At 62.5% G+C, this 22,617-nt stretch carries 28 protein-coding genes; 10 read left to right on the top strand and 18 right to left on the bottom strand.

The genetic code is table 11. The annotated features are described in order from the left end of the window. Positions 1-29: 29 nt before the first annotated feature. Complete coding sequence (locus tag J2857_RS15825) at positions 30-365, bottom strand: hypothetical protein (protein WP_210011057.1); 336 nt, start codon at positions 363-365, stop codon at positions 30-32. Between the two features lie 107 nt (positions 366-472). Beyond that, on the bottom strand, positions 473-1,366 hold the full coding sequence (locus J2857_RS15820; RefSeq protein ID WP_210011056.1) for a LysR family transcriptional regulator: 894 nt from the start codon (positions 1,364-1,366) through the stop codon (positions 473-475). A gap of 342 nt (positions 1,367-1,708) precedes the next feature. Here J2857_RS15820 and J2857_RS15815 point away from each other — a divergent pair, with 342 nt between their 5' ends. From J2857_RS15815 to J2857_RS15795, 5 genes are all read left to right on the top strand, one after another. Further along, a complete protein-coding gene (locus J2857_RS15815) occupies positions 1,709-2,905 on the top strand; it encodes an MFS transporter (RefSeq protein WP_210011055.1) in 1,197 nt (398 codons plus the stop codon). Between the two features lie 23 nt (positions 2,906-2,928). Beyond that, the gene (locus tag J2857_RS15810; protein WP_210011054.1) at positions 2,929-3,966 is read left to right on the top strand and encodes an aldo/keto reductase; all 1,038 of its coding nucleotides are present in this window, start codon (positions 2,929-2,931) and stop codon (positions 3,964-3,966) included. Positions 3,967-4,068: 102 nt separating this feature from the next. Beyond that, a complete protein-coding gene (locus tag J2857_RS15805) occupies positions 4,069-4,896 on the top strand; it encodes an aldo/keto reductase (protein WP_210011053.1) in 828 nt (275 codons plus the stop codon). A gap of 231 nt (positions 4,897-5,127) precedes the next feature. After that, positions 5,128-5,280: a BrnT family toxin gene (locus J2857_RS31400; RefSeq protein WP_348635682.1), complete on the top strand. Its 153-nt coding sequence runs from the start codon at positions 5,128-5,130 to the stop codon at positions 5,278-5,280. Then, entirely contained in the window at positions 5,234-5,488 is a 255-nt protein-coding gene (locus J2857_RS15795; protein ID WP_245363369.1) for a BrnA antitoxin family protein, read from the top strand. Before J2857_RS31400 ends, J2857_RS15795 begins: the two co-directional genes overlap by 47 nt. A 39-nt stretch (positions 5,489-5,527) precedes the next feature. Here the strand turns inward: J2857_RS15795 and J2857_RS15790 are convergent, their stop codons facing one another. The 4 genes from J2857_RS15790 to J2857_RS15775 all read right to left on the bottom strand — a co-directional run bounded on the left by J2857_RS15790 (position 5,528) and on the right by J2857_RS15775 (position 8,786). After that, positions 5,528-6,571, bottom strand: coding sequence for a magnesium transporter CorA family protein (locus J2857_RS15790; RefSeq protein WP_210011052.1), 1,044 nt, complete (start codon positions 6,569-6,571; stop codon positions 5,528-5,530). A gap of 302 nt (positions 6,572-6,873) precedes the next feature. Further along, positions 6,874-7,158 (bottom strand): acylphosphatase, encoded by a 285-nt coding sequence (locus tag J2857_RS15785; RefSeq protein WP_210011051.1) that lies wholly within the window; start codon positions 7,156-7,158, stop codon positions 6,874-6,876. Between the two features lie 164 nt (positions 7,159-7,322). Continuing rightward, positions 7,323-7,712 carry a hypothetical protein gene (locus J2857_RS15780; protein ID WP_210011050.1) on the bottom strand — a complete coding sequence of 130 codons (390 nt, stop codon included), beginning with the start codon at positions 7,710-7,712 and terminating at the stop codon, positions 7,323-7,325. 90 nt (positions 7,713-7,802) lie between these two features. Continuing rightward, positions 7,803-8,786, bottom strand: coding sequence for a YihY/virulence factor BrkB family protein (locus J2857_RS15775; RefSeq protein WP_210011049.1), 984 nt, complete (start codon positions 8,784-8,786; stop codon positions 7,803-7,805). 117 nt (positions 8,787-8,903) lie between these two features. Here J2857_RS15775 and J2857_RS15770 point away from each other — a divergent pair, with 117 nt between their 5' ends. Next, positions 8,904-10,472 carry a helicase HerA-like C-terminal domain-containing protein gene (locus J2857_RS15770; RefSeq protein ID WP_210011048.1) on the top strand — a complete coding sequence of 523 codons (1,569 nt, stop codon included), beginning with the start codon at positions 8,904-8,906 and terminating at the stop codon, positions 10,470-10,472. A gap of 101 nt (positions 10,473-10,573) precedes the next feature. On the opposite strand, the gene J2857_RS15765 is transcribed toward J2857_RS15770, so the two are convergent. After that, complete coding sequence (locus J2857_RS15765) at positions 10,574-10,879, bottom strand: alkylphosphonate utilization protein (RefSeq protein ID WP_210011047.1); 306 nt, start codon at positions 10,877-10,879, stop codon at positions 10,574-10,576. A 417-nt stretch (positions 10,880-11,296) separates the two neighbouring features. Here J2857_RS15765 and J2857_RS15760 point away from each other — a divergent pair, with 417 nt between their 5' ends. Continuing rightward, on the top strand, positions 11,297-12,820 hold the full coding sequence (locus J2857_RS15760) for an ABC-F family ATP-binding cassette domain-containing protein (protein ID WP_210011046.1): 1,524 nt from the start codon (positions 11,297-11,299) through the stop codon (positions 12,818-12,820). A 95-nt stretch (positions 12,821-12,915) separates the two neighbouring features. Here J2857_RS15760 and J2857_RS15755 read toward each other — a convergent pair whose 3' ends face one another. Then, positions 12,916-13,311 (bottom strand): winged helix-turn-helix transcriptional regulator, encoded by a 396-nt coding sequence (locus J2857_RS15755; RefSeq protein ID WP_210011695.1) that lies wholly within the window; start codon positions 13,309-13,311, stop codon positions 12,916-12,918. A gap of 126 nt (positions 13,312-13,437) precedes the next feature. Between J2857_RS15755 and J2857_RS15750 the strand changes: the two genes are divergently transcribed. Beyond that, the gene (locus J2857_RS15750) at positions 13,438-14,196 is read left to right on the top strand and encodes an SDR family oxidoreductase (protein WP_210011045.1); all 759 of its coding nucleotides are present in this window, start codon (positions 13,438-13,440) and stop codon (positions 14,194-14,196) included. Between the two features lie 48 nt (positions 14,197-14,244). Here the strand turns inward: J2857_RS15750 and J2857_RS15745 are convergent, their stop codons facing one another. The 4 genes from J2857_RS15745 to J2857_RS15730 all read right to left on the bottom strand — a co-directional run bounded on the left by J2857_RS15745 (position 14,245) and on the right by J2857_RS15730 (position 17,091). Further along, positions 14,245-14,775: a dihydrofolate reductase family protein gene (locus tag J2857_RS15745; protein WP_210011044.1), complete on the bottom strand. Its 531-nt coding sequence runs from the start codon at positions 14,773-14,775 to the stop codon at positions 14,245-14,247. Between the two features lie 170 nt (positions 14,776-14,945). After that, a complete protein-coding gene (locus J2857_RS15740) occupies positions 14,946-15,758 on the bottom strand; it encodes a VOC family protein (protein ID WP_210011043.1) in 813 nt (270 codons plus the stop codon). 59 nt (positions 15,759-15,817) lie between these two features. After that, positions 15,818-16,297, bottom strand: coding sequence for a DUF1579 domain-containing protein (locus J2857_RS15735; RefSeq protein WP_432420155.1), 480 nt, complete (start codon positions 16,295-16,297; stop codon positions 15,818-15,820). 41 nt (positions 16,298-16,338) lie between these two features. Then, the gene (locus tag J2857_RS15730) at positions 16,339-17,091 is read right to left on the bottom strand and encodes a DUF899 domain-containing protein (RefSeq protein WP_210011042.1); all 753 of its coding nucleotides are present in this window, start codon (positions 17,089-17,091) and stop codon (positions 16,339-16,341) included. Between the two features lie 54 nt (positions 17,092-17,145). On the opposite strand from J2857_RS15730, the gene J2857_RS15725 reads away from it, so the two are divergent. Continuing rightward, positions 17,146-17,604, top strand: coding sequence for a MarR family winged helix-turn-helix transcriptional regulator (locus J2857_RS15725; RefSeq protein ID WP_210011041.1), 459 nt, complete (start codon positions 17,146-17,148; stop codon positions 17,602-17,604). Positions 17,605-17,651: 47 nt separating this feature from the next. Here J2857_RS15725 and J2857_RS15720 read toward each other — a convergent pair whose 3' ends face one another. After that, complete coding sequence (locus J2857_RS15720) at positions 17,652-18,074, bottom strand: organic hydroperoxide resistance protein (protein WP_210011040.1); 423 nt, start codon at positions 18,072-18,074, stop codon at positions 17,652-17,654. Positions 18,075-18,230: 156 nt separating this feature from the next. On the opposite strand from J2857_RS15720, the gene J2857_RS15715 reads away from it, so the two are divergent. After that, positions 18,231-18,713 (top strand): MarR family winged helix-turn-helix transcriptional regulator, encoded by a 483-nt coding sequence (locus J2857_RS15715; RefSeq protein WP_210011039.1) that lies wholly within the window; start codon positions 18,231-18,233, stop codon positions 18,711-18,713. A gap of 59 nt (positions 18,714-18,772) precedes the next feature. Here the strand turns inward: J2857_RS15715 and J2857_RS15710 are convergent, their stop codons facing one another. From J2857_RS15710 to J2857_RS15690, 5 genes are all read right to left on the bottom strand, one after another. Further along, positions 18,773-19,132 carry a DUF6766 family protein gene (locus J2857_RS15710; protein ID WP_245363367.1) on the bottom strand — a complete coding sequence of 120 codons (360 nt, stop codon included), beginning with the start codon at positions 19,130-19,132 and terminating at the stop codon, positions 18,773-18,775. A 110-nt stretch (positions 19,133-19,242) separates the two neighbouring features. Further along, positions 19,243-20,127: an aminoglycoside phosphotransferase family protein gene (locus J2857_RS15705; RefSeq protein ID WP_210011037.1), complete on the bottom strand. Its 885-nt coding sequence runs from the start codon at positions 20,125-20,127 to the stop codon at positions 19,243-19,245. A gap of 68 nt (positions 20,128-20,195) precedes the next feature. Then, positions 20,196-20,897, bottom strand: coding sequence for a L,D-transpeptidase (locus tag J2857_RS15700; RefSeq protein ID WP_210011036.1), 702 nt, complete (start codon positions 20,895-20,897; stop codon positions 20,196-20,198). 221 nt (positions 20,898-21,118) lie between these two features. Further along, positions 21,119-21,943 carry a L,D-transpeptidase gene (locus J2857_RS15695; RefSeq protein WP_210011035.1) on the bottom strand — a complete coding sequence of 275 codons (825 nt, stop codon included), beginning with the start codon at positions 21,941-21,943 and terminating at the stop codon, positions 21,119-21,121. Between the two features lie 74 nt (positions 21,944-22,017). Then, positions 22,018-22,485: an Rrf2 family transcriptional regulator gene (locus tag J2857_RS15690; RefSeq protein ID WP_210011034.1), complete on the bottom strand. Its 468-nt coding sequence runs from the start codon at positions 22,483-22,485 to the stop codon at positions 22,018-22,020. Between the last annotated feature and the right edge of the window lie 132 nt (positions 22,486-22,617).

Raw genomic sequence — 22,617 nt, 5'->3', positions numbered from 1 at the left:
GCAGATCGGCGAAAGCAGCGACTTGGCCTTTAGAACATGCTGTCATTGGCGATCGGTAGACCGCGTATGGCAGCATAGACCCGCCATACCTCGTGGCGCAGGACCGCGCTCGGGCGGACGCCGCCGCTGCCGTAGTTCTTGTACTTGTCGCGATAGGCATCGATGAACACCGTCACCGCCTCGATGACGTCGGCATGCAGTTCGGCCCTGCGGCGCAGTTCCTCCCTCTCGGAATGGAGGGTTTCAAAGCTCTGAACAAGCAGTCGCAGGTCCTCCATCGGCACGGCAACATGCGCACGTTCGGCCGAACCGGCACTCACCTCCACCCGGATACGGGCGATGATTTCATTCAGCTGCTCACTCATGGGAAGATTCTCCTGTCCCGCGGATGTGGGTAGCAAAATCGACCAAAGCAAGGCTAATCTGTGATCCGAAAGACACTTTTCCCGATCAATGTGATCGGAGCAGTCTCCTAAAGTCGCGCCGCGAGGAAGTCGATATAGGCGCGGATGCGCAGGGCGAGGTGCTCGTGGCCGGCATAAACGGCGTGGATTTCCTCGATGTCCTCCGGGTTGAAATCCTCCAGAACCGGTACGAGCCGGCCGGCCTCGATATCCGGCTCCACATGGAAACGCCCGACCCGGCCGATGCCGAGGTGATCCAGGCAGAACTGCCGGATGATCGAGCCGTTGCTCGCCTTCAAGCTTCCGGAAACCGGCAGCAGCTCGCGGCTGCCGGTTTTCGGATCCCGAAAAGGCCAGCCTTCGACGGCCCGCCGGAAATTGAAATTGATGCAGTTGTGATCGATGAGCTCGGCCGGCGCCTTCGGGACACCGTGACGCTCCAGATAGCCAGGCGATGCGATCACCACCTGGCGGCTCTCGCCGAGCTTTCGCGCCATCAGCGACGAATTGCGCATCGGCCCGTGGCGGATGGCGATATCGACCCGCTCGCGGATGAGATCGACGATATCGTCGGTGAGGGTGATATCGAGCTGCACATCCGGGAAAAGCTGCTGGAACTCGCAGGTGAGCGGCAGGACATAACGCTCGCCGAAGCCGACCGAAGCGTTGATCGACAGCGGCCCGCGCGGCAGCGTCCGCCCACCGCCGGAGACCATCTCTTCCGTGTCGGCGATCTCGGCAAGAATGCGCTGCGCCCGCGCCAGATATGTCTCCCCCTCCGGCGTCAGTTGAAGCATGCGGGTGGAACGGACCACGAGGCGCGCGCCGAGCCGATCCTCCAGGCGGGTGACGAGCTTGCTGACGGCGGACGGGGAGAGCTTCAGCTTTCGGCCGGCCGCCGAGAAGCTTTTCAGCTCGGCCGCAAGGGCAAAGACTTCCATTTCACCGGCGCGGTTGTCCATTGTCTTCGATCCTTTCTTTCAAAATCCCGATCATGACCGCTGTGCCGCGTCGCCCCCTCCGGCCTGCCGGCCTGCTCGCCGCTCCAAATTCCGCACCCCATTCTGCGTGGTCTGGCTCTTCGGGGTTTGCCAGGAAATAGCGGTCATGCGGCTTGTGATCTCCCCACCGGAGAGGAGATGGCCGGCAGGCCAGAGGGGGCGGGCTTGCTCAACCAACGACGTCACCTGTGACTTCAATTCACAAATGATTATCCGCTTATGCGGCTACACAGGCAAGTCCCTCGCACCGATATTGCGCTGCATCAATTCAATCCCTTCCTCCCAAGGATCAGGAACACGACAATGCCTCTTGCTCTCTACGCCCTGACGGCCGGTGCCTTCGGCATCGGGGTCACCGAATTCGTCATCATGGGCCTGCTGATCGATGTCAGCGCTGATCTCGGCGTGTCGATCTCGGCCGCCGGCCTGCTGATTTCCGGCTACGCGCTCGGCGTCGTCGCCGGCGCCCCCATTCTCGGCGCGATCGCCGGCAAATGGTCGCGCAAGACCCTGCTAATGAGCCTGATGGTGGTGTTCACCATCGGCAATCTCGCCTGTGCGCTGGCGCCAGACTACTGGACGCTGATGGCCGCCCGCGTGCTCACCGCCTTCGCGCACGCCTCGTTCTTCGGCGTCGGTTCGGTGGTCGCCACCAGCCTCGTCGCCCCGAACAAGAAGGCGTCAGCCATCGCCATCATGTTCACCGGCCTCACCGTCGCCAACATTCTCGGCGTGCCGTTCGGCACCTGGCTCGGCCAGGCCTATGGCTGGCGCTCGACCTTCTTCGCCGTCACCCTGATCGGCCTCGTGGCTCTCGCCGTGATCGCGCTGTTCGTCCCCAAGGACAAGGCTGCGGACGGTCAGGAGGAAAGCTCGCAGGGTGCGCTTGCCGTGCTCGGCCGCCGCCCGGTCCTGCTCGGGCTTTTGATCACCGTCTTGAGCTGGGTCGGCGTGTTTGCGGGCTTCACCTATATCGCCCCGATCCTCACCGAGATCACCGGCTTTTCCGAAGCCGCCGTCTCGCCGATCCTGCTGGTCTTCGGCGGCGGGCTGGTGATCGGCAACCTCGCCGGCGGCTGGCTGGCCGACCGGCATCTGGTGCCGACCATCGTCGCCAGCCTGGTCGCGCTGTCCGTCGTGCTTTTAGGCCTGACCGCCGCGATCCACCAGCCGGTTCTCGCCGTCATCGCCATCGGCCTGTTCGGCGCCGCGGCCTTCGCGACCGTCTCGCCGCTGCAGATGTGGGTGCTGCAGAAGGCCGAAGGTGCCGGCCAGGGGCTCGCCTCGTCCTTCAACATCGCCGCCTTCAACCTCGGCAATGCGATCGGCGCATGGCTCGGCGGCGTGGTCATCGACCATGGCCCGGGACTCGGCTCGGTCACCCTGATCGCCGGGCTGGTGCCGCTTGCCGCACTTGCCGTTGCCCTCTTCGCCATCCGGCTGGACAGGCGCCAGATCGCCATCAGCGGCGCGCCTGCCCTCTCCTCCCCTGCCGAATAACCGTCAATTCGAGGAACACGACCATGGAATATCGCAATCTCGGACAATCCGGCCTCAGGGTGCCGGTGCTCAGCTTCGGAGCCGGCACGTTCGGCGGTTCCGGCCCGCTGTTCAGCCACTGGGGCACGACCGATGTCGAAGAGGCCCGCCGCCTTGTCGACATCTGCCTGGAGGCCGGCGTCAACCTGTTCGACACTGCCGACGTCTATTCGAACGGCGCTTCGGAAGAAGTGCTCGGCCAGGCGATCAAGGGCCGGCGGAACGAGGTGCTGATCTCCACCAAGGCCAGCCTGCCGACCGGCAACGGGCCGAACGACTGGGGCTCGTCGCGCTCCCGGCTGATCGGCGCGGTGGATGCGGCGCTGAAGCGGCTCGGCACCGACCATATCGACATCTTCCAGCTGCACGCCTTCGATGCCTCGACGCCGGTCGAGGAAGTGGTCTCGACGCTCGACCAGCTCGTGAAGGACGGCAAGCTGCGCTATATCGGCGTTTCCAACTTCTCCGGATGGCAGATCATGAAATCGCTGGCGGTGGCCGAGCGGCATGGGCTGACCCGCTATGTGGCGAACCAGGTCTATTATTCGCTGATCGGCCGTGATTACGAATGGGACCTGATGCCGCTCGGGAAAGATCAGGGTCTCGGTGCGCTCGTGTGGAGTCCGCTCGGCTGGGGGCGCCTCACCGGCAAGATCAGCCGCGGCAAGCCGATCCCGCAAGGCAGCCGGCTGCATGAGACGGCGGATTTCGGCCCGCCGGTGGAGGACGAACTGCTTTACCGGGTGGTCGATGCGCTGCAGGCGGCGGCCGACGAAACCGGCAGGAGCGTGCCGCAGGTGGCGATCAACTGGCTGACCAGCCGGCCGACCGTCTCCTCCGTCATCATCGGCGCCCGCAACGAGGAGCAGCTTCGCCAGAATCTCGGGGCCGTCGGCTGGTCGCTGACGGCAGAGCAGATCGGCAGGCTCGATGCGGCCAGTGCCGTCACTGCGCCTTATCCGCATTTCCCCTATCGGCGGCAGGAGGGTTTTGCCCGCCTCAATCCGCCTATCGCCGGCTGACGCCCCGAAAACTCGGGTGGTTGATCCGTCACCGAATCGGTCCATGTAATAGGGGCCTCATTCCGCCCGGCCGTTTGCCGGGCTTTCCTTCAGGAGTTCGATATGTTCACAGTCAGCGCCAATGGCGCCAACATCCCTGCCCTCGGCTTCGGCACATTCCGCATGCCCGACGAGGACGTCGCCCGCGTACTGCCGGAAGCCCTGAAGCTCGGTTTTCGCCATGTCGATACCGCGCAGATCTACAAGAACGAAGCGGCCGTCGGCGACGTGTTGTCCAAGTCCCGCATCCCGCGCGCCGACATCTTTCTCACCACCAAGGTCTGGGTCGATCGCGTCGGCCATGCCGCCTTCATCGCCTCGGTCGATGAGAGCCTGGCCAAGCTGAAGACCGACTATGTCGATCTGCTTCTCCTCCACTGGCCGCAGAGCGAAATGCCGCTCGCCGACCGCATGGGCGCGCTGAACGAGTTGAAAAAGGCCGGCAAGGTCAGAAATATCGGCGTCTCCAACTTTTCCGTCGCGCTGATCGCCGAAGCGGTGAAGCTTTCCGACGCGCCGCTTGCCACCAACCAGGTGGAATACCATCCCTATCTCGACCAGACGAAGGTTCTGGCCGAAGTCGCCAAACACGGCATGTCGCTGACCGCCTATTACCTGATGGCGAACGGCGCGGTGCCGGGCGACGAGGTGCTGAAGGATATCGGCGCCAGGCACGGCAAGACGGCCGCCCAGGTGACGCTGCGCTGGGCGATCCAGCAGAAGGACGTGATCGCGCTTTCCAAGACCGCGACCGTCTCGCGCCTGCCGGAAAACTTCGACGTGTTCGATTTCGCGCTGTCGGAAGACGAGATGCAGGCGATCCACGCACTCGCCAAGCCGACCGGCCGCATCGTCAGTCCGGGGCACTTGGCACCGGTATGGGATGTTTGACCTTCATCGACAAAGCCGACACGATGCGCCGGAGATCTCCGGCGCATTTTTTCGTTGCGACCGGCCGATGAGGATTGGAAAACTCCTATTTTTGTAGTAACAATAAATGGCTGTAATATTCGATCCGGCGAAACGCCTTTTCACTCCTGAACAGCGGGGGGCTCGATTTTGCCGATGCGGGCAAAGTCTTTGACGGCTCTCATCTGACGATCGAAGACGACCGGATCAATTATGGAGAAACGCGCTTTCACTGTCGGCTTTCTGGACGAACGCATGGTCGTTCTTGTCTGGACACCGCGGGAAGACGACCAGCGCATCATCAGCATGAGGAAAGCCAATGACCGAGAGCAAAAAGCCTATGGCCAAAGACTTGCGGGACATTAAGGATGACGCCCCGGATTTGACGGAGAGCCCGTGGGCGGAAAAACTCGCAGCAGCGCCGGTCGTCCGTGGCCGTCCCAAAAGCGAGCAGACCAAGGTTTCGACCACGATCAGGCTGGACGCAGATGTGTTGGAAGGCTTCAGGTCCGATGGACCGGGCTGGCAGTCCCGTATCAACGACGTCCTGAGGGCGTGGCTTGCCAAGAGGTGAGAAAGGCCGCCGGAAACGTCCGGAGGCCTTCCTTGTTGTTCAAAGCCAGCCCTTCCGCTTGAAATACAGATAGGGCAGAGCCATCGAGACGATCATCATGGCGATCGCCATGTGGTAGCCGTAGGTCCATTGCAGTTCCGGCTGGTTGGCGAAGTTCATGCCGTAGATCGAGGCGACCAGTGTCGGCGGCAGGAAAACGACCGAGGCGACCGAGAAGATCTTGATGATCTGGTTCTGCTCGAGATTGATCAGTCCCAGCGTCGCATCGAGCAGGAAATTGATCTTGCCGGACAGGAAGGCCGAGTGATCGCCGAGCGAGGTGGCGTCCCGCTGCAGCAGTTTCAGGCGCTGGCGCAGTTCCTTGGAAAGCTTGCGATCGACGCCGTCGAGCGCTGCATAGTAGGCGACGACGCGGGAGACGCTGACGAGGCTTTCGCGCACGACGGTGATGAACTCGCCCTTCTGGCCGACCTCGCGGATGAGGTCCTGCAGGTCGCGGGTCTTCTTGTTGGCCTTGGCAGCCTTGGCCGAAAAGACTTCCTGGGAAATCTGGTCGATCTCGGTGCCGAGCCGTTCCAGCGTGTCGGCCATGCGGTCGATGATCGCCTCGATCAACCCGGTCATGATCAGTTCGCCGTAACCGCAATGCATGCCTGACCCGTTCGGCTTGCGGGCGCGCGCCATGAAGGCGTCGAAGGGGCGCGGCTCGGCATAACGGACGGTGACCAAGACCTGGCCCTTGACGATGAAGGTGACCGGCACCTTGCGCGGCGTGCCGGCATCGGGCCTGGTCAGCACCGTCATGGTCATGAACTCGGCGCCGTCCTCCTGGTAGAGGCGGGCGGAGAGTTCGATATCCTCCATTTCGTCCATGGTCGGCACGGTGATGCCGAGGCGCTCGCCGACGATGCGCTCCTCGTCAGGCGTGGGGCTGACAAGGTCGTACCAGACGACTGCAGGGATTGCGGGGGCAGGCGTGACCGGTGCCGACGGATCGGAAGCGATCGGCGATGCGGCAACGGCCGGCACATCGGAAGCGACGGAAACAAGGCGATCAAGGTCGTAGGCATGGATGCGCAGCATGACGGCTCCTTTTCGGACCATCGGTCCCTTCGGAGCGCGCATCCTTTCAGGTAAGGACTAGAGCCCCGCAGGAACGGGTCGGTATGATGACGTCGAACTTCGACTGTCGGGGTTCATCTCAATTGTCCTTTGAAAGAGTGGCGCCCGGTCGGACGTCACTTCGCTTTGGAAATGTGCCTTAAAGGGTGAAAAGTCAATGACTTTTCTGTCGCAGCCGCTGCCGAAACCACCGTCGTCGTTTCGGACCGGATAACCGGAAAGGATCCGCTGCCCAGAGCCGGGAAAGCGAACGATCGGTCAGGTCATTTGGTGATCCGGAAGCCGATCGGCTTTTCCGCAAGCGTCGCCGGTTGTCGCTCCACGCCGGAAACGGCAGCGCCGGGCGGACCGTGCCGGAAACGCTCGAGCATTTGCGATATGCGGGCGGGTGATCCCGCGATCAAAGCAAGGACGGATCGATCCGGCTCATTGCGGACCCAGCCCGTCAAACCCAGCTGTTCTGCCTCCTCGCGGGTCCAGGCACGGAAACCGACGCCTTGTACCCTTCCCGTTATTCGCACCATGGCGGCTTCGTCATCATAGGACATGGCAACTTCCTATCCGGGGTATAGTGACATGGAGAGTGCGAAACGCAGGACAAGCCCGCAAGCTGCCACAGTGCCGATTACCCCTCAGTCGGTCTCATTGGCTTTGGACCCCACAAAAAGCCGCCGGCTTCGCGGCCAGCGGCTTGATGCTTGAAAGGTGCCGATCAGACGAACTGGCTCAGCCCCGGGACCGAGGCGACGACCGTGTCGACCACCTCGTCGCCGGCATGTTCGCGGGCGACCGCCATGGTTTCCTTGGCAAGGCCGGTGATTTCGCCCATGCCGAGACCCTGGCTCATCAGCTGCTGGCCGAGTGCCATGACACCGCCGCCGAAGCTAGCCATCAGGCCGCCGAGGAGACCGCCGCCGCCGGCACCTTCGCCGTTGAACTTCGCGACCAGTTCGGAAGCACCCGGGATCGCCTCGATCATCTTGGCGACCGCGCCGTCATCGGCCTCGCGCTGCAGGAAACCGAGCATCATGCCGATCGCCTTTTCGGCGACGTCAGGGGCAATGCCGACATTGTCGGCGACGCGGGAAACCAGTTCGTTCATCAATCTCTCCTGAAGGTTTTGACGTTCACGTCAAGGTAATACACACAGTCTTTGCCGAAGCCAACAGGGCGCGTGACGCATCGCGGGGCTTCACGCTTTACCGGAACGCTCGCCCACCGTGTCCGCCATATAGGCGCCGCGGGCGCCTAGGGGTTTCGGCCTTCCGGTGGTCGAATCGCGGGCCGTCTGGTGTTCGAGTTCGGCATTGATCTCGGCACCGACGATAACAATGATGACCGATATCCATGTCCAGACCATGAAGCCGATCAGCGCGCCGAGCGTGCCGTAGGTGGCATTGTAGTCGGCAATATTCCCCAGATAGAAGGAAACTGCAATCGAGGCGGCGAGCCAGGCGACAGCCGAGAAGGCCGCGCCCCAGGTGAGCCATTTGAGCTTTGCCGGCTCGCGGCTCGGGCCGAAGCGGTAGAGCATCATGATGCCGCCCGTGACGAACAGCATCATGATCGGCCAGCGCGCCAGGCGGATGATGATTTCCGTCCATCGGTCGAGCCAGAGATAGCGTAGCACCGCAGGCACCACGCCCATCGCAAACAGGATGACGATCGCCAAAAGCAGCGCCCCGAACGTGAACAGGAGCGAGATGAGGTTGAGGCGCACGATGCTGCGCTTTTCCTCTTCCGCATAGGCGACGTTCATCGCCTCGAACAGCGCTTTCATGCCGTTATTGGCGCTCCAGAGCGCCAGCGCCAGGCCGCCGATCAGGGCGATCGACAACGTCGTATTGCGCTCGGTGGTCAGCGCCCGCAGCTGGTCGAGAAAAATGTTCAGGGCATCCGCCGGCATGACCGAGCTCAGGAACGTGATGCGGTCGACGATCGCCGCCGGATCCGAGATGAAACCGTAAATGGAGACGAGCGCGCTAGCGGCCGGAAACAGCGCCAGCAGAAGATAATAGGTGACCCCGGCGGCAATCAGCGTGATGCGATCCTGCGCGAGGCTTCCATACACGCGCCAGAGGACGTCCTTCAGGCCGGGAGGAGGAATCTCCTCGGGAGAATCAGCCTCGCGGCCCCTGTTCTTTTCCAATGCGGGGACCGTTTCGCCGGTCGTCATGCCTGCCCAGCCTTCCCTTTGCGGGCGGGAGCGGACCGGTCTCGTTGCCGTTGCCCGGCGCCTCCGCACATCCTATAAGCAATGGGCTAAGAACGCGGTCAGGGAGCGCATAGTTGCATGGACGATACGGGAAAGCTCTTCATCGGCGGCAGCCGCAAGCCGGACGATTCGCTCAACAAATCTGAATATCTCGAACTGAAGTTCGGCAACCGCCACGGTCTCGTCACCGGCGCCACCGGCACCGGCAAGACGGTGACCCTGCAGGTGCTCGCCGAAGGTTTTTCGAAGGCCGGCGTGCCCGTCTTCGCCGCCGACATCAAGGGGGATCTCTCCGGCATCGCCATGAAGGGCGAGGCCAAGGATTTTCTCCTGAAGCGCGCCGAGCAGATCGGTTTCCAGGACTACGATTTCGAACAGTTCCCGGTGATCTTCTGGGATCTGTTCGGCGAAAAGGGCCACCGGGTGCGCACCACAATCGCCGAGATGGGGCCGCTGCTGCTGTCGCGCCTGATGGACGCATCCGAGCCGCAGGAAGGCGTCATCAACATTGCCTTCAAGATCGCCGACAAGGCGAACCTGCCGCTGCTCGACCTCAAGGATTTCGCCTCCCTGCTGAACTACATGGCGGAGAATGCCAGCGAGCTTTCCAGCCAGTTCGGGCTGATCTCGAAGGCGTCCGTCGCCTCGATCCAGCGCGGGCTGCTGGTGCTGGAACAGCAGGGCGCCGAGCATTTCTTCGGCGAACCGGCGCTGAAGATTTCAGACATCATGCGTACAAACCCGAACAACGGCTACGGGCAGATCTCGGTGCTCGCCGCCGACAAGCTGATGATGAACCCGAGGCTTTACGCCACCTTCCTTCTGTGGCTGCTCTCGGAACTGTTCGAGGAACTGCCGGAAGTGGGCGATCCGGCCCAGCCGAAACTGGTGTTCTTCTTCGACGAGGCGCATCTGCTCTTCAACGACGCGCCGAAGGTGCTGACCGAGCGCGTCGAACAGGTGGTGCGGCTGATCCGCTCCAAGGGCGTCGGCGTCTATTTCGTCACCCAGAACCCGCTCGACGTGCCTGAAACCGTGCTGGCCCAGCTCGGCAACCGGGTTCAGCATGCGCTGCGCGCCTATACGCCCCGCGAGCAGAAGGCCGTGAAGACGGCAGCCGATACGTTCCGCCCCAACCCGGATTTCGACTGCGCCACCACGATCACCAATCTCGGCACCGGCGAGGCGCTGGTCTCGACGCTCGAAGGCAAGGGCGTTCCCTCGATCGTCGAGCGCACGCTGGTGCGCCCGCCATCCGGCCGCATCGGCCCGCTTTCCGATCCGGAGCGGCAGACGATCATGGACCGCAGCCCGGTGCTCGGCCTCTATGACGAGGATCTCGACCGCGAATCCGCCTTCGAAATCCTCGCTGCCCGCGCCAAGCAGGCCGCCGATGCCGCTGCCGCCAGGAAGGCGCAGGACGAGCTGCAGTCCGCCCCGCCCGCCGGCTCCGGCGAGACGACCGGCTGGACCCTGCCGGGCTTCGGCGACAAGGACGACGACGATCGCAGCCGCCCCCAGCCGCGCCGCTCCGGCTACCAGCGCGAGACGATCATCGAAGCGGCGATGAAGAGCGTGACGCGGACGGTTGCGACGCAGGTGGGACGGGCGATCGTGCGGGGGATTTTGGGGAGCTTGAAGCGGTAGGCTTCAAGTGTCCCAGTAGTGAGGGCGGTCTTGTCACATCTCGGTTGCTGACGGATTGGGACGTGGTGCCTCTGGCACCTATCAAGCTCGCCCTCCAATTCTCACCGCTTGCGCACGAATTCCGTCCGTAGCACCAGGCCCTTGATGGCGTCGTGGCGGCAGTCGATCTCTTCGGGGTTGTCGGTCAGCCTGATCGACTTGATGACCGTGCCCTGTTTCAGGGTCTGCCCTGCGCCCTTGACCTTCAGGTCCTTGATGAGGGTGACGGAATCGCCGTCCTTCAGCACGTTTCCGGACGCATCGAGCACCTCGACGGCGCCCGCGCCTGCGGCCGCGGCCAGTTCCGAAGCCGGGCGCCACTCGCCGGTCGCTTCGTCATAAACGTATTCGTCGTCATCGCCTGCCATCGGCGTCTCTCCTGAAATCAACAATTCGCCGGTCCGGCGTGGCCGCTTATAGCAGCCGAACCGTCCTGAGCAAGCCGCGGCGCCATGGCGGACCACGCATCGTCCCGTTGCATTCGCTTGAGGGCAATGGTATTTCGCTGGCGTGCTTTTCAAGAGAAAGGAGGGTCACGTGCACAATTTCTATTTCCGGTACTACCGGACGCGTGGTCCCGTCGACGCCCTGCAAATGTGTTTGCAGGGCTGACCAGAGGCCGTTTCTCTCAAAGCATCCCCTTCCTGGTCTGCCCTTCGTGGCCGCAGCGCCGAGTTTTTCGCTCGTGCGTGCTCGCGATTTTCACATGCTGCAAACGACTGCATCGATCATGGCCCGAGCGCCTGCGATGCCTCACGCCTGCAAGCCAAGACCAGAGAACGACAATGAGCCTCATCAACCTGCGCAATCTCGGGATTACCCTGTCCAGCCCGCTGTTTTCCGGGCTTAACCTCGCCGTCAATGCCGGCGATCGGATCGGCATCGTTGCCGCCAACGGGCGTGGCAAGTCCACGCTTCTGAAATGCATCGCCGGAACCCTCGATGCGACCGAGGGCGAGAGCACCCGAAGCCGCGGGCTGACGATCGGCATGGTGGAGCAGAACGTGCCCCCTGCCCTGATGCAGGCGACCTTCCGCGATGCCGTGCTGCAGGCACTGCCGGCGGACCAGGTCGAGAGCGAGAGCTGGCGCGCCGACGTGGCGCTCGAAGGCATGGATGTGCCGGAGGAGCTGCGGGAACGGCCGCTTTCCGCGCTGAGCGGCGGCTGGCAGCGGCTGGCGCTGATCGCCCGGGCCTGGGTGACGGAGCCGGATGTGCTTTTGCTCGACGAGCCGACCAACCATCTCGACCTTGCCAAGATCGCACTTCTGGAAGACTGGCTGAACGCCCTGCCCCGCGACATGCCGGTGATCCTGTCGAGCCACGACCGCGCCTTCCTCGATGCCGTCACCAACCGCACGCTTTTCCTGCGGCCGGAAAATTCTCAAACCTTCGCGCTCCCCTACAGCAGGGCACGGATGGCGCTCGACGAGACGGATGCGGCGGACGCGAAGCGCTACGAGCGCGACATGAAGACGGCCGATCAGCTGCGCCGGCAGGCGGCCAAGCTGAAGAATGTCGGCATCAATTCCGGCAGTGACCTGCTGGTAGTCAAGACGAAGCAGTTGAAGGAACGGGCCGAAAAACTCGAGGACGCGGCCAAGCCCGCGCACCTGGAACGTTCGGCGGGCGCGATCCGGCTCGCCAATCGCGGCACCCATGCCAAGGTGCTGGTGACGCTGGAGGATGCGGCGGTGACGACGCCGGACGGCACGCTTCTGTTCAGGACCGGCAAGCGGTTCATCTGCCAGGGCGACCGGATCGTGCTGCTCGGCCGCAACGGCACCGGCAAGACAAGGCTGGTGACGATGCTGCGCCAGTCGATTTCCGAACCGTCCATGACGATCGCCGGCATCAGGGCAACGCCGACGCTGGTCCTCGGTTACGGCGACCAGTCGCTCGCCGATCTGGATGACCGGCAGACGCCGCACGGCACGATCATCCACCGCTTCGACATCGGCGACCAGAAGGCTCGCTCGCTGCTCGCCGGCATCGGTATTGCGGTTGAGATGCAGGCAAGGCCGGTCGGAGAGCTTTCGGGCGGGCAGAAGGCACGGCTCGGCCTCCTGGTGCTGAGGCTGCGCGAACCGAATTTCTATCTGCTCGACGAACCGACCAACCATCTCGACATTGACGGGCAGGAAGCGCTCGAGAGCGAGCTAATGGCGCATCAGGCAAGCTGCCTGCTGGTGTCGCACGACCGCAGCTTCGTGCGCGCCGTCGGCACCCGGTTCTGGGTGATCGAAGGCAGGAAGCTGATCGAAGTGGATAGTCCGGAGGAGTTTTTCGCTTCGGCGAGCCGTGGTTGAGCGATGGAAATTGCCCGTCACGCTAACCCTCGTTGGGAGGGTGGCGGGCAGCCGGATAAGGCATACCTTGCCTTCCCTGCACAACGAAAGAAATTTCAGACTTTCCCGTTGCGCTCCTCGAAGGCTTTTCGCGCCGCTGCGATATCCGCGTGGCGTGCCGCCGCCCATTCCCAGACGCTGCAGAAAGCGGCGCTGAGGCTTCGGCCGAGTTCGGTAAGGGTGTATTCCACCTTCGGCGGGATGACCGGATAGACGGTGCGCGAGACGAAACCGTCGCGTTCCATCTGCCGCAGCGTCTGGGTCAGCATCTTCTGGCTGATGCCGCCGGTCAGCTTGCCGATCTCGGTGAAGCGTAGCGTGCCATGTTCTTCCAGCACTTCGAGGAGCAGCATCGTCCATTTGTCGGCCACCTGGCCGATGATGCCGCGCACCAGTTCCTCCAGCACCGGATCAATCTCATCGGGGATTTCGCGGCCCGAGGGCGCCCGCATGGGCGTGCGAATTCCTTGATCCACAGTCACTCTCCTTTTGGTGTGTATAAATCTTTTGGGTGCCTTCTTACCAATAGAGATTGATAGCCGTATTTTCCGGCCACGCAACACGGAAAAGGCGACGCCATGAAAATGAACGGCAATACCATCCTCATCACCGGCGGCAATTCAGGCATCGGCCGGGCTCTGGCGGAGGCATTCCATGCGCTCGGCAACCAGGTGATCATCACCGGCCGGCGCCAATCGACGCTCGACGCGGTGACGACCGCCAATCCCGGCATGAAAGGCATGGTGCTCGATCTTTCCGATGCCGAGGGCATCAAGACGTTCTCAGCCGAGCTCGTGAAGGCCTATCCATCGCTCAACGCCGTCATCAACAATGCCGGCATCATGGTGCCGGAACATATCGGCGCGGGCTCCGATTACCTCTCGACCGCCGAGGACACGATCACCGCCAACCTGCTCGGCCCGATCCGGCTGACCGCGGCGCTGCTGCCGCAGCTCAGGCTCCAGAAAGACGCCGCGATCCTCACCGTATCCTCCGGCCTCGCCTTCGTGCCGATGGCGCTGACGCCGACCTATTCGGCCACCAAGGCCGCCATCCATTCCTATTCGATGGCGATCCGTCAGCAGCTCAAGGACAGCGGGCCGCAGGTGATCGAGATCGTGCCGCCCTATGTTCAGACGACGCTGATGAGCGAACGCCAGGCGAGCGATCCCAACGCCATGCCGCTTGCCGATTTCATCTCGGAGGTTATGGACATCCTGGCGACACGGCCGGACGTCAAGGAAGTCGTCGTCGAGCGTTGCAAGCCGCTGCGTTATGCGGTCGAGAACGGCAATTTCGATGCGATGTTCAACGGCATCAATTCGATGAGCCACTGACAATGGCCGCGTCCTAGGTCGGCGCAGTCCGTCCGGCGAGACGCGCGATCAGGCAGGAACATATGTCAGCCTGATCACGTCCTCGCCGACGCAATCGGTGGAAACAAGGCGGAGCGGCGGCCGCGGGCCGGCGAAGAACGGCTTGCCGCGACCCAACACGACGGGGTGGTAGTAGAGCCTATATTCGTCAACAAGACCAAGGTCGGTCAGGCTTCCTGCCAGGTCCGGTCCGGACACTGAAATCTCTCCAGCGAACCGGGTCTTCAGGTCACGGATCACCGCCTCGACGTCATTCTCGACAAGGGTGGCGTTGGGGCCGACCGACTTCAACGAGCGTGACACGACCCACTTCGGCTGGCGCCGCCACGCCGCCGCGAACTCGCGGTGTTCCGCACTCCACTCGGGACGGTCTTCGTCCCAATAACGCATGGTCTCGTACATGCGACGGCCGTATACACTGCCCGTCAGGTCGCGCACGTGCTCTATCCAGTGACGAAAGAGCGCCGGACCTGGCGCAAATTCCTGGTGGTCGACGTAGCCGTCGAGGGACAGGTTCATTCCAAAGACGAGCTTCGCCATGCTCGCTAAATCTCCACCGCAGGTATTTGGAATAGTTCGAGGCGACAGGCCGTTTATGGGACCGCGTGAATGGGAAGGCCCTCACCCCTTAGTGGCACGCATTTGCGTCTTGCCAACGCCTCGCATGTCCTTCAGGACGAGGGTCTGCACCAGCCAAACAGACCCTGCGGCTACTTCTTCGCGGAGGTCAGGGCGAAGAAGGCGCCCTGCGGGTCCAGGCCCTGGACGATCCAGCTGCCGCCGGGGACTTCCATCGGCCCCATCAGGATCTGGCCACCGCCGGCCTTGACGCGCTCGATCGCCGCGTCGATGGCATCGACGATGAAATAATAACTCCAGCAGGGCACCGGCACCTGTTCCGGCTTGGTCATCATGCCGCCGATCTGGCGTCCGTTATGGGAGAAGATGTGGTAGGTACCCATCGGTCCCATGTCGAAATCATGGTCGAGCGTCCAGCCGAACATCTTGCCGTAGAAATCGAGTGCTTCCCTGCCGTTACCGGCATAAAGCTCGCGCCAGCCGACATTACCGACCGCATCCCAGGCAAGTTCCTGTGGCGGATTTTCCATCGGCAGCGGCGTCATGATGCAGATCACCGCCCCATGCGGATCGGCGACGACCGCAAAACGGCCGATGCCGGGAATATCCTCCGGCTCGCGCTGGACGCGGCCGCCATTGGCGACATAGTCCTTGGCCATCTGGTCGACATCGTCGACCGCGACATAACCGGTCCAGTTCGGCGGAATCTTGCCCTCGAGTTCCGGCGGAAAGTTCATCATGCCGCCGATGCCGGGGCAATTGTCGCCCTCACCCATCTCGAACAGGAAATAGGGGGGCATGTCGGGCATGCTCATCTCCTTGACCTTCCAGCCGACCACCGACGAATAGAATTTTCCACCGGCATCGGTATCGGGCGTCATCAGCTCGACCCAGATGAATTTGCCATGGGTCTCGGATCGGGACCCGGTAACGGTCTGCAACATGGTCGTCTCCTCTACGAATTACTGCGTCGGCCGACGCGTTGATCGAGCGCCCGCAAGGCTCAGCGCCTGCGGGTGTAATGTGCTTCCATGAATTGCTTCCAGCTGCCGTCCGGCTGTTTGGCGCTGGAATTGAAGGTGCGGTGATCGTCATCCGAGAAGATGATCTGCTCGCGGTAGTCGCCGGTCTTGCCGGGATTGGCGAAATCCGGGCCGGTCGTGTAGAGATTGAGCGTCGACCCGTCGTCCGACACGTCCCCCTCGTAGATCCAAAGATGGTTCATCATCGTGCCGAGCCAGGTCCCGACATATTTGCCTTTGGCCGGATCGTAGCCGAGAGTGAGGATGGTGGTGGCGGGGCCGCCGCCGCCCGGCATGTCGCCGCTGCCTTCGGCGACGAACCAGATGCCGTTCAGCGACCGGCAGACCTCGATCCATTTTTCATCGTGGCCCATGCTGGTGGACGTCACTTCCCAAAGGCCGACCATTCTTTCCAGAAAGCCGTGCTCGGCCTGGGGTTTGGGCATTTCCATCGCGCTCATCTTTTCCTCCTCCTCTTTTCGAAGCTCCAGAGTGAACTCGTTCAATGGCAGCAGGATGAAGCCGTCTCTTGTGGTTTCTGTTCGTATTCGTCGTGGCGCTTGACGAAGTTCATCGTCGAATCCTCGTTGCGACCAAGCGGCGCCCGGTCGAGGATCATCAGCGTGCCGATCAGCTCTTCGCCGCCGCGGGCATAGGTGGAATAGGTGTGAAATACCTCGCCCGCCTCGTTCCTGTAGAAGGCTGAAAGGCCCGGCAGCTCATCATGCGCCTCGGAGGGCGGCACTTCGCGGAAGTTATAATACACCTTCTCCTTGGCAAGGTCTTCCTTGGAAAAGGAAACGTGATAGTCGAAGTTGAAATCGCTGCCGAAGGACGAGACCCAGGGGAATTTCCAGCCCATGCGCTTCCTGTAGGCCTCGATCTTGTCGAGCGGCGCGCGGGAAACGGCGACATAGGTGACGTCGTGATTGTTGAGATGCACCAGCGCGCCGTCCACATGGTCCGACTGGAAAGAACAGCCGACACAGCCGGCATCCCATTCCGGGCCGAGCATGAAGTGGTAGATCAACAGCTGGCTGCGGCCATCGAACAGTTCGGCGAGCGACTTCCTGCCCTTCGGGGTGTCGAAAACATAGTCCTTGTCGACCTTCACCCAGGGCATGGCCAGGCGCTCGGCGCGCACCTTGTCGCGCAGATGCGTTTCTTCCTTTTCCAGAGCCAGCAACTTGCGCCGGGCTTCGAGCCACTCTTCGCGGCTGACGACAGGGTTTTTCGGGGACATGGTGACATCCATGACAGGCCTCCTCCAATGCTTGACAGAATAAGTTGATATCAACATAATATTCCGATGCTGTCAAATATCCCGACTATCGAAGTGATTCCCTTTTCGACGACCCTGCATGTACGCGACACGTGCCTCTGTCTGCATGTCCAACGGGCGGCGCGGGCGCTGGCCCGGCGTTTCGACAATGCGATGAAGCCGATCGGGCTCACCAACGGGCAGTTCTCGCTGATGATGTCGCTGAACCGGCCGCAGCCGGCGCCGATGGGCCAGGTCGCCAGCCTGCTCGCGATGGACCGCACGACGCTGACGGCGGCACTGAAAGTGCTGGAACGGCGCGGCCTGGTCGAAGCCACCGTCGATCCGAAGGACCGGCGCGGCCGGCTCCTGCGCCTGACGGACGATGGAATGACCATGCTTTCCGCCGCACTGCCGATCTGGATACGGGTGCATGGGGAGATCGACGCGGAGCTTGGCGAGGGCGGGCCGGAAGAGCTGCGCGCGACGCTCAATACCCTCAAATAAAAAGCCGGCCCGAAGGCCGGCTCTTCATTGTGATACTCTCAGAACGATCAGGCGACCGAGACCGGCACTTCGGTCGAGGTGCGCATGGCGTGGCTATAGGGGCAGACGATGTGGGCCTTGGCGGCGAGGTCTTCGGCGACCGACCTTTCGATGCCCGGGAGGCTGACCAGAAGCGACACTTCGATGCCGAAACCGCCGCCGTCTTCGCGCGGACCGATGCCGACGGTTGCCGTCACCTTGGCATCGTCCGGGATCTTTACCTTTTCCTTGCCGGCGACGAACTTCAGCGCGCCGAGGAAGCAGGCGGAATAACCGGTGGCAAAGAGCTGTTCCGGATTGGTGCCGCGGGCGCCATCGCCGCCGAGTTCCTTCGGAACGGTGAGCGTGACGTCGAGGACGCCGTCTTCGGAGGCGCCATGGCCGGCGCGGCCGCCGGTGGCCGAAGCCTTGGTGGTGTAGAGAATGGGCATGGGTCTAACTCCCTTGGTTCTGGTTCAGCGTGATGAATATCGTCCGCAATTCAATTGCGCACAATCTAATTACGCGCATTGCAATTTCCCGTCAAGCCTGCGAAAATGGGTTTGCCGAAAAAGATAGAGCACAGCTACGTGAAAACAGGACCGGCCATGCAGAAAAAACCCCGCGATCCGGACAATTTGGGAATCAAGCTCGATGCGCAGCTGTGCTTTGCGATCTACGGCGCGGCGCATGCCTTCACGCGTACCTACAAGCCGCTGCTCGATCCCCTGGGGCTCACCTATCCGCAATACCTGGTGATGATCGCGCTCTGGGAAGAGGACGACCAGCCGGTAAAGGCGATCGGCGACCGGCTGGGGCTCGATTCCGGCACGCTCTCCCCTCTCCTGAAGCGCCTCGAACAATCCGGCCTCGTCACCCGCAGGCGCGACCGCGACGACGAGCGGCAGGTGAGGATTTCGCTGACGAAAAAGGGAACGGAACTGAAAGCCCAGGCGACGGGTGTCGCCCAGGCGATCGGCAAGGCCGTCGGCTGCAGCCTCGAGGAAGCCGTGGCGCTGCGCGACGAACTGATCGCGCTGAAGCAGAGGCTGACAAAGGCTGGAAGCGAAGAGACGCAGTCATCTGTTTGACAGACTTCCCATAACCGCCAGCGACAGGCCATTATTGGATTGCGAGATACCTCGCCCGGTCACGTCTTGTGGGCTTCCGGCTCGTCCGTATGGCGACCCGAATAGCGCTCGTCCAGCCCTCGGATCACGCCCTCGCCATCGACCGGATCCACCCGGCGGAGGATCATGTCGATCTTTGCCTCCAGCCGGTCGGAGCCTTCCTTCGACTGCGGCGAACCCAAAAACAGGAAGAAGGCCAGGCCGCCGACCTGCCAGAGCAATTGCAGGAATTCCGACTGCCAGTTTTCGAACGTGTCCCGCAGCATTTCCACCAGATAGGGGGAAAATTCAACCGGCTGCCCGTGCTCGGCCTGTTCCTGGACAAAGGCGAACCAGCCGAACAGCCAATGCCCGACAAGGCTGAAAGCAAAGAATGCCAAGGTTATCCAAGCGTAGCTATAAGCCCGCCATAGTGAATTCTGCTGCATGGCTTCCTCCAGAACATCCCGCGCAATGTAACGGGAAAATTCCGGGGTGGTTCCCGTAGAGGTCAGGCTTCGGCGAGGTGATCGGCGGTGATCCCGTCGATCCAGCGGCGATGCTGGTCCTTGACGAGCGGGTTGGTATCGGGCTCGCCGGCCACCGTGATTAGCGCCTTCCACAGGCACCAGCCGCGCGCCCGTTGCCAGGTCGGCGCATCGAGCTCCACCCGGTCGCGGAAAGCGCGGACCGCCGGCCCATAGAACAGCGTCCAGGCGATGACGAGGTCGCAGGCGGGATCGCCCGTACCGGAACTGCCGAAATCGATCACCGCGGCAAGCCGCCCGTCACGGACGAGCAGATTGCCCTCGGCGATGTCGCCATGCACCCAGACCGGCTCAGCTTCCCAGGTCGAAGCGAGCGCCGTTTCCCAGATCTCGGTGATCAGTGGCACATCGATCTGGTCGGCAAGGACACTGATAGAACGACGTGTCTCCGCGTCATAGACTTCCAACGCGCCGCCGCGGAAAAAGTTATGCGTGCCGGCGGGCGGGCCGTCGGAAGCATCGATCTTCCAGAGCGCCAGGAGGAAATCGGCCAGATCCTCGGCAAATTCCGTCAGGTTCGCGATGCTCTGCAGCCCCGAGCGCTCGCCCTCGATCCAGCGATAGACCGACCAGGGCCAGGGATAACCCTTGCCCGGCCTTCCGAGCTCGAGGGGCACGGGAATGGGAAGCGGCAGTTGCGCGGCCAGTGCCGGCAGGAAGCGGTGTTCCTTCTCGACCTGCGCGACATAACGTTCGGCGCTTGGCAGGCGCACCGACATCTCATCGCCAAGATGGAAGGTGCGGTTATCCCAGCCGCTGGTCGCGACCGGCCGCACCGAAAGATCGGCCCAATCGGGAAACTGGGCGGCGATCAGGTTTTTCACGACAGCGATGCCGATCTCGACCATGCACAAATCCCCTTCAGCACAAGATCCAGGTTGCGCCGGGGACAACTAGCAAGTGCTTGTGACAGAGGTTACTGCCACACCACGATGCGCGCCTTTTCCGGCACGCGGTCGTAGAGATCGATGATATCCTGGTTCATCAGGCGCACGCAGCCCGACGAAACGGCCTTGCCGATGGAGTTCCATTCCGGCGAGCCATGCAGGCGGTAGAGCGTGTCCTGACCGTTCTTGAAGATGTAGAGTGCACGGGCTCCGAGCGGGTTGAGAAGACCTGGCGGCATACCACCGTTCTTGGCCGAATATTTCGCAAGCTCCGGCTGGCGGGCGACCATCTCGTCGGGCGGCGTCCATTTCGGCCATCTCTGCCGCCACTGGATGACGCCCTCACCCTCCCAGGCAAAACCCTCGCGGCCGATGCCGACGCCGTAGCGCATGGCGGTGCCGCCTGGCTCGACGAGGTAGAGGAAGCGCGAGGCCGTGTCGACCACCACCGTGCCGGGGCGTTCGCCGGTCGGATCGACGACCTGCTGACGATAATAGCGCGGATTGATCTGGCGGTACGGGATCGCCGGGATGACAAAACCGCCATCGACCACGGAGCCGTACATGACATCCAGTTCCGACGACGGGCCTTCAATAGGCTCCGGGCGAAAGGCAACCGTCGTCGCCAACGGGCGCGGCACGGACGAGGCGCAGCCGGCAAGCGTAGAGGCTGCACCCGCGCCGAGGAGAGACAAGAAACTCCGGCGGGAAAAGGAAGGATTCAGGATCATCTGAGGCAGGACCGCTCGATAGAAACGCAAGGGAACAGCAAAATCGCTCTTTAACGGCAGGGCGGTCGAAAGGTTCCGACTCGCTCCTTCGACTGGAAGATAGGTCTGCGGTCCTTAATCAACTATTCACGACATCGACACGGCGGGTCAAACCCCTGAGATGACGAACGAAAAAGAGCGGCGATGCCGCTCTTTCCGTCTCTTGGCGGGTGTTTCCGTGGTCAGATGACCACGATCGGCGTGCCCGAAGGCACCCGGTCGAAGAGGTCGATGACATCCTGATTCAGCATGCGCACGCAGCCGGACGAGGTCTGCCTGCCGACTGACTGCCAGTCGGGCGTGCCGTGCACCCGGTAGAGCGTGTCCTGGCCATCCTTGAAGATATAGAGCGCGCGGGCGCCGAGCGGATTGTTGAGGCCCGGATTGGCACCGCCCTCGGCAGCCGAAAATTTGCGCAGGTCCGGCTGGCGAGCGACCATCTCGTCCGGTGGCGTCCAGCGCGGCCATTCGGCCTTGCGCTGGATCACGCCGCGGCCCTGCCACGAGAAACCGGCCTTGCCGAGGCCGACGCCGTAGCGGATCGCCTTGCCGCCCGGCTGCACGAGATAGAGGAAGCGTTCCCTGGTATCAACGACGATCGTGCCCGGCGCTTCATTGGTGCGGTAATCGACGTCCTGGCGCAGGTAACGGGCATCGATGCGCGAATAGGGAATGGCCGGAAGCGTATGGCCGTCGTCGCGGATCACGCCGTACATGGCCCGGTGGACCGGATTGGAAACCGGCAGTCCGTAGGTCTGGTGGAACGTCGACGGATAAAGCTGACGCTTGTGGGGAATGGCGCCTGGCATCGGAGGCGGCTGGTTCGACGGCGGATCGGCATAGGGTGGGACGTTGAAGACCGGCGCCGTCTGCTGGACGAAGACGTCCGGGTTCATGCGGCTGGTATCCGTGACCAGGGGAATCTGGCAGCCGCTCAGCGCCGCGGACGCGGCGAGCGTGAAGGAAAGCCCGAGGTTTCGGCGGAAAGGTCGAAAAGAGAATGGCATGGGAACCCGCTTCCGGCAGATGGCATCTAGGTGGACAATGGCAGATGCGGCTGGCGCGAGGCTGGTGGAATAGTTCAGGAGTGCCAGCCCGTCCCGGCATGGGCTGCCAATGCCGGATGGCGTGCCATGCGCGCATCGAAATCGCGGGCGATATCGGCCAGCGTCACCTTGCCGAAGCGGGTGAGAAGCAGCTTTTCGGCCTCCTCGAAAGCGTCGGAAAGGGCTGCATTGACCGCCTGCTCCACCAGGCATGACGGCTGGTCGCAGGCAGGGCCGACGGCGAAGACCGCAGGCTCGCCGACCGCTTCGTAGATGTCGAGCAACGTCATTTCCGACAGGGGGCGACCCAGTCTCCAGCCGCCGCCATGACCCTTTTCCGAGCGCACATAGCCCTTTTCCCGAAGCCCCGCCATGGTGCGGCGGACCACGACCGGATTGGTGTTGAGCATCGCGGCAATGGTTTCCGACGTAGCGGCGCCTTCGTGGCGATCCATATGGATCAGCACATGCAGCATGCGGGACAGGCGGCTGTCATGTCTCATCGCGGCGCTCCCTACGCGTAATCGGCCATCCGTTCCTAACACGTGCATTCATTCGCAACAACATAAGTTACGAACCTATTGACCGCGCGCCATCATGTAACTTATGTTGTTTCAAGACTCATGAGGAGGATT

Source organism: Neorhizobium galegae, assembly GCF_017877055.1.
Taxonomy (GTDB): Bacteria; Pseudomonadota; Alphaproteobacteria; order Rhizobiales; family Rhizobiaceae; genus Neorhizobium; species Neorhizobium galegae_D.
This window is presented reverse-complemented; position numbering and strand designations above follow the sequence as displayed.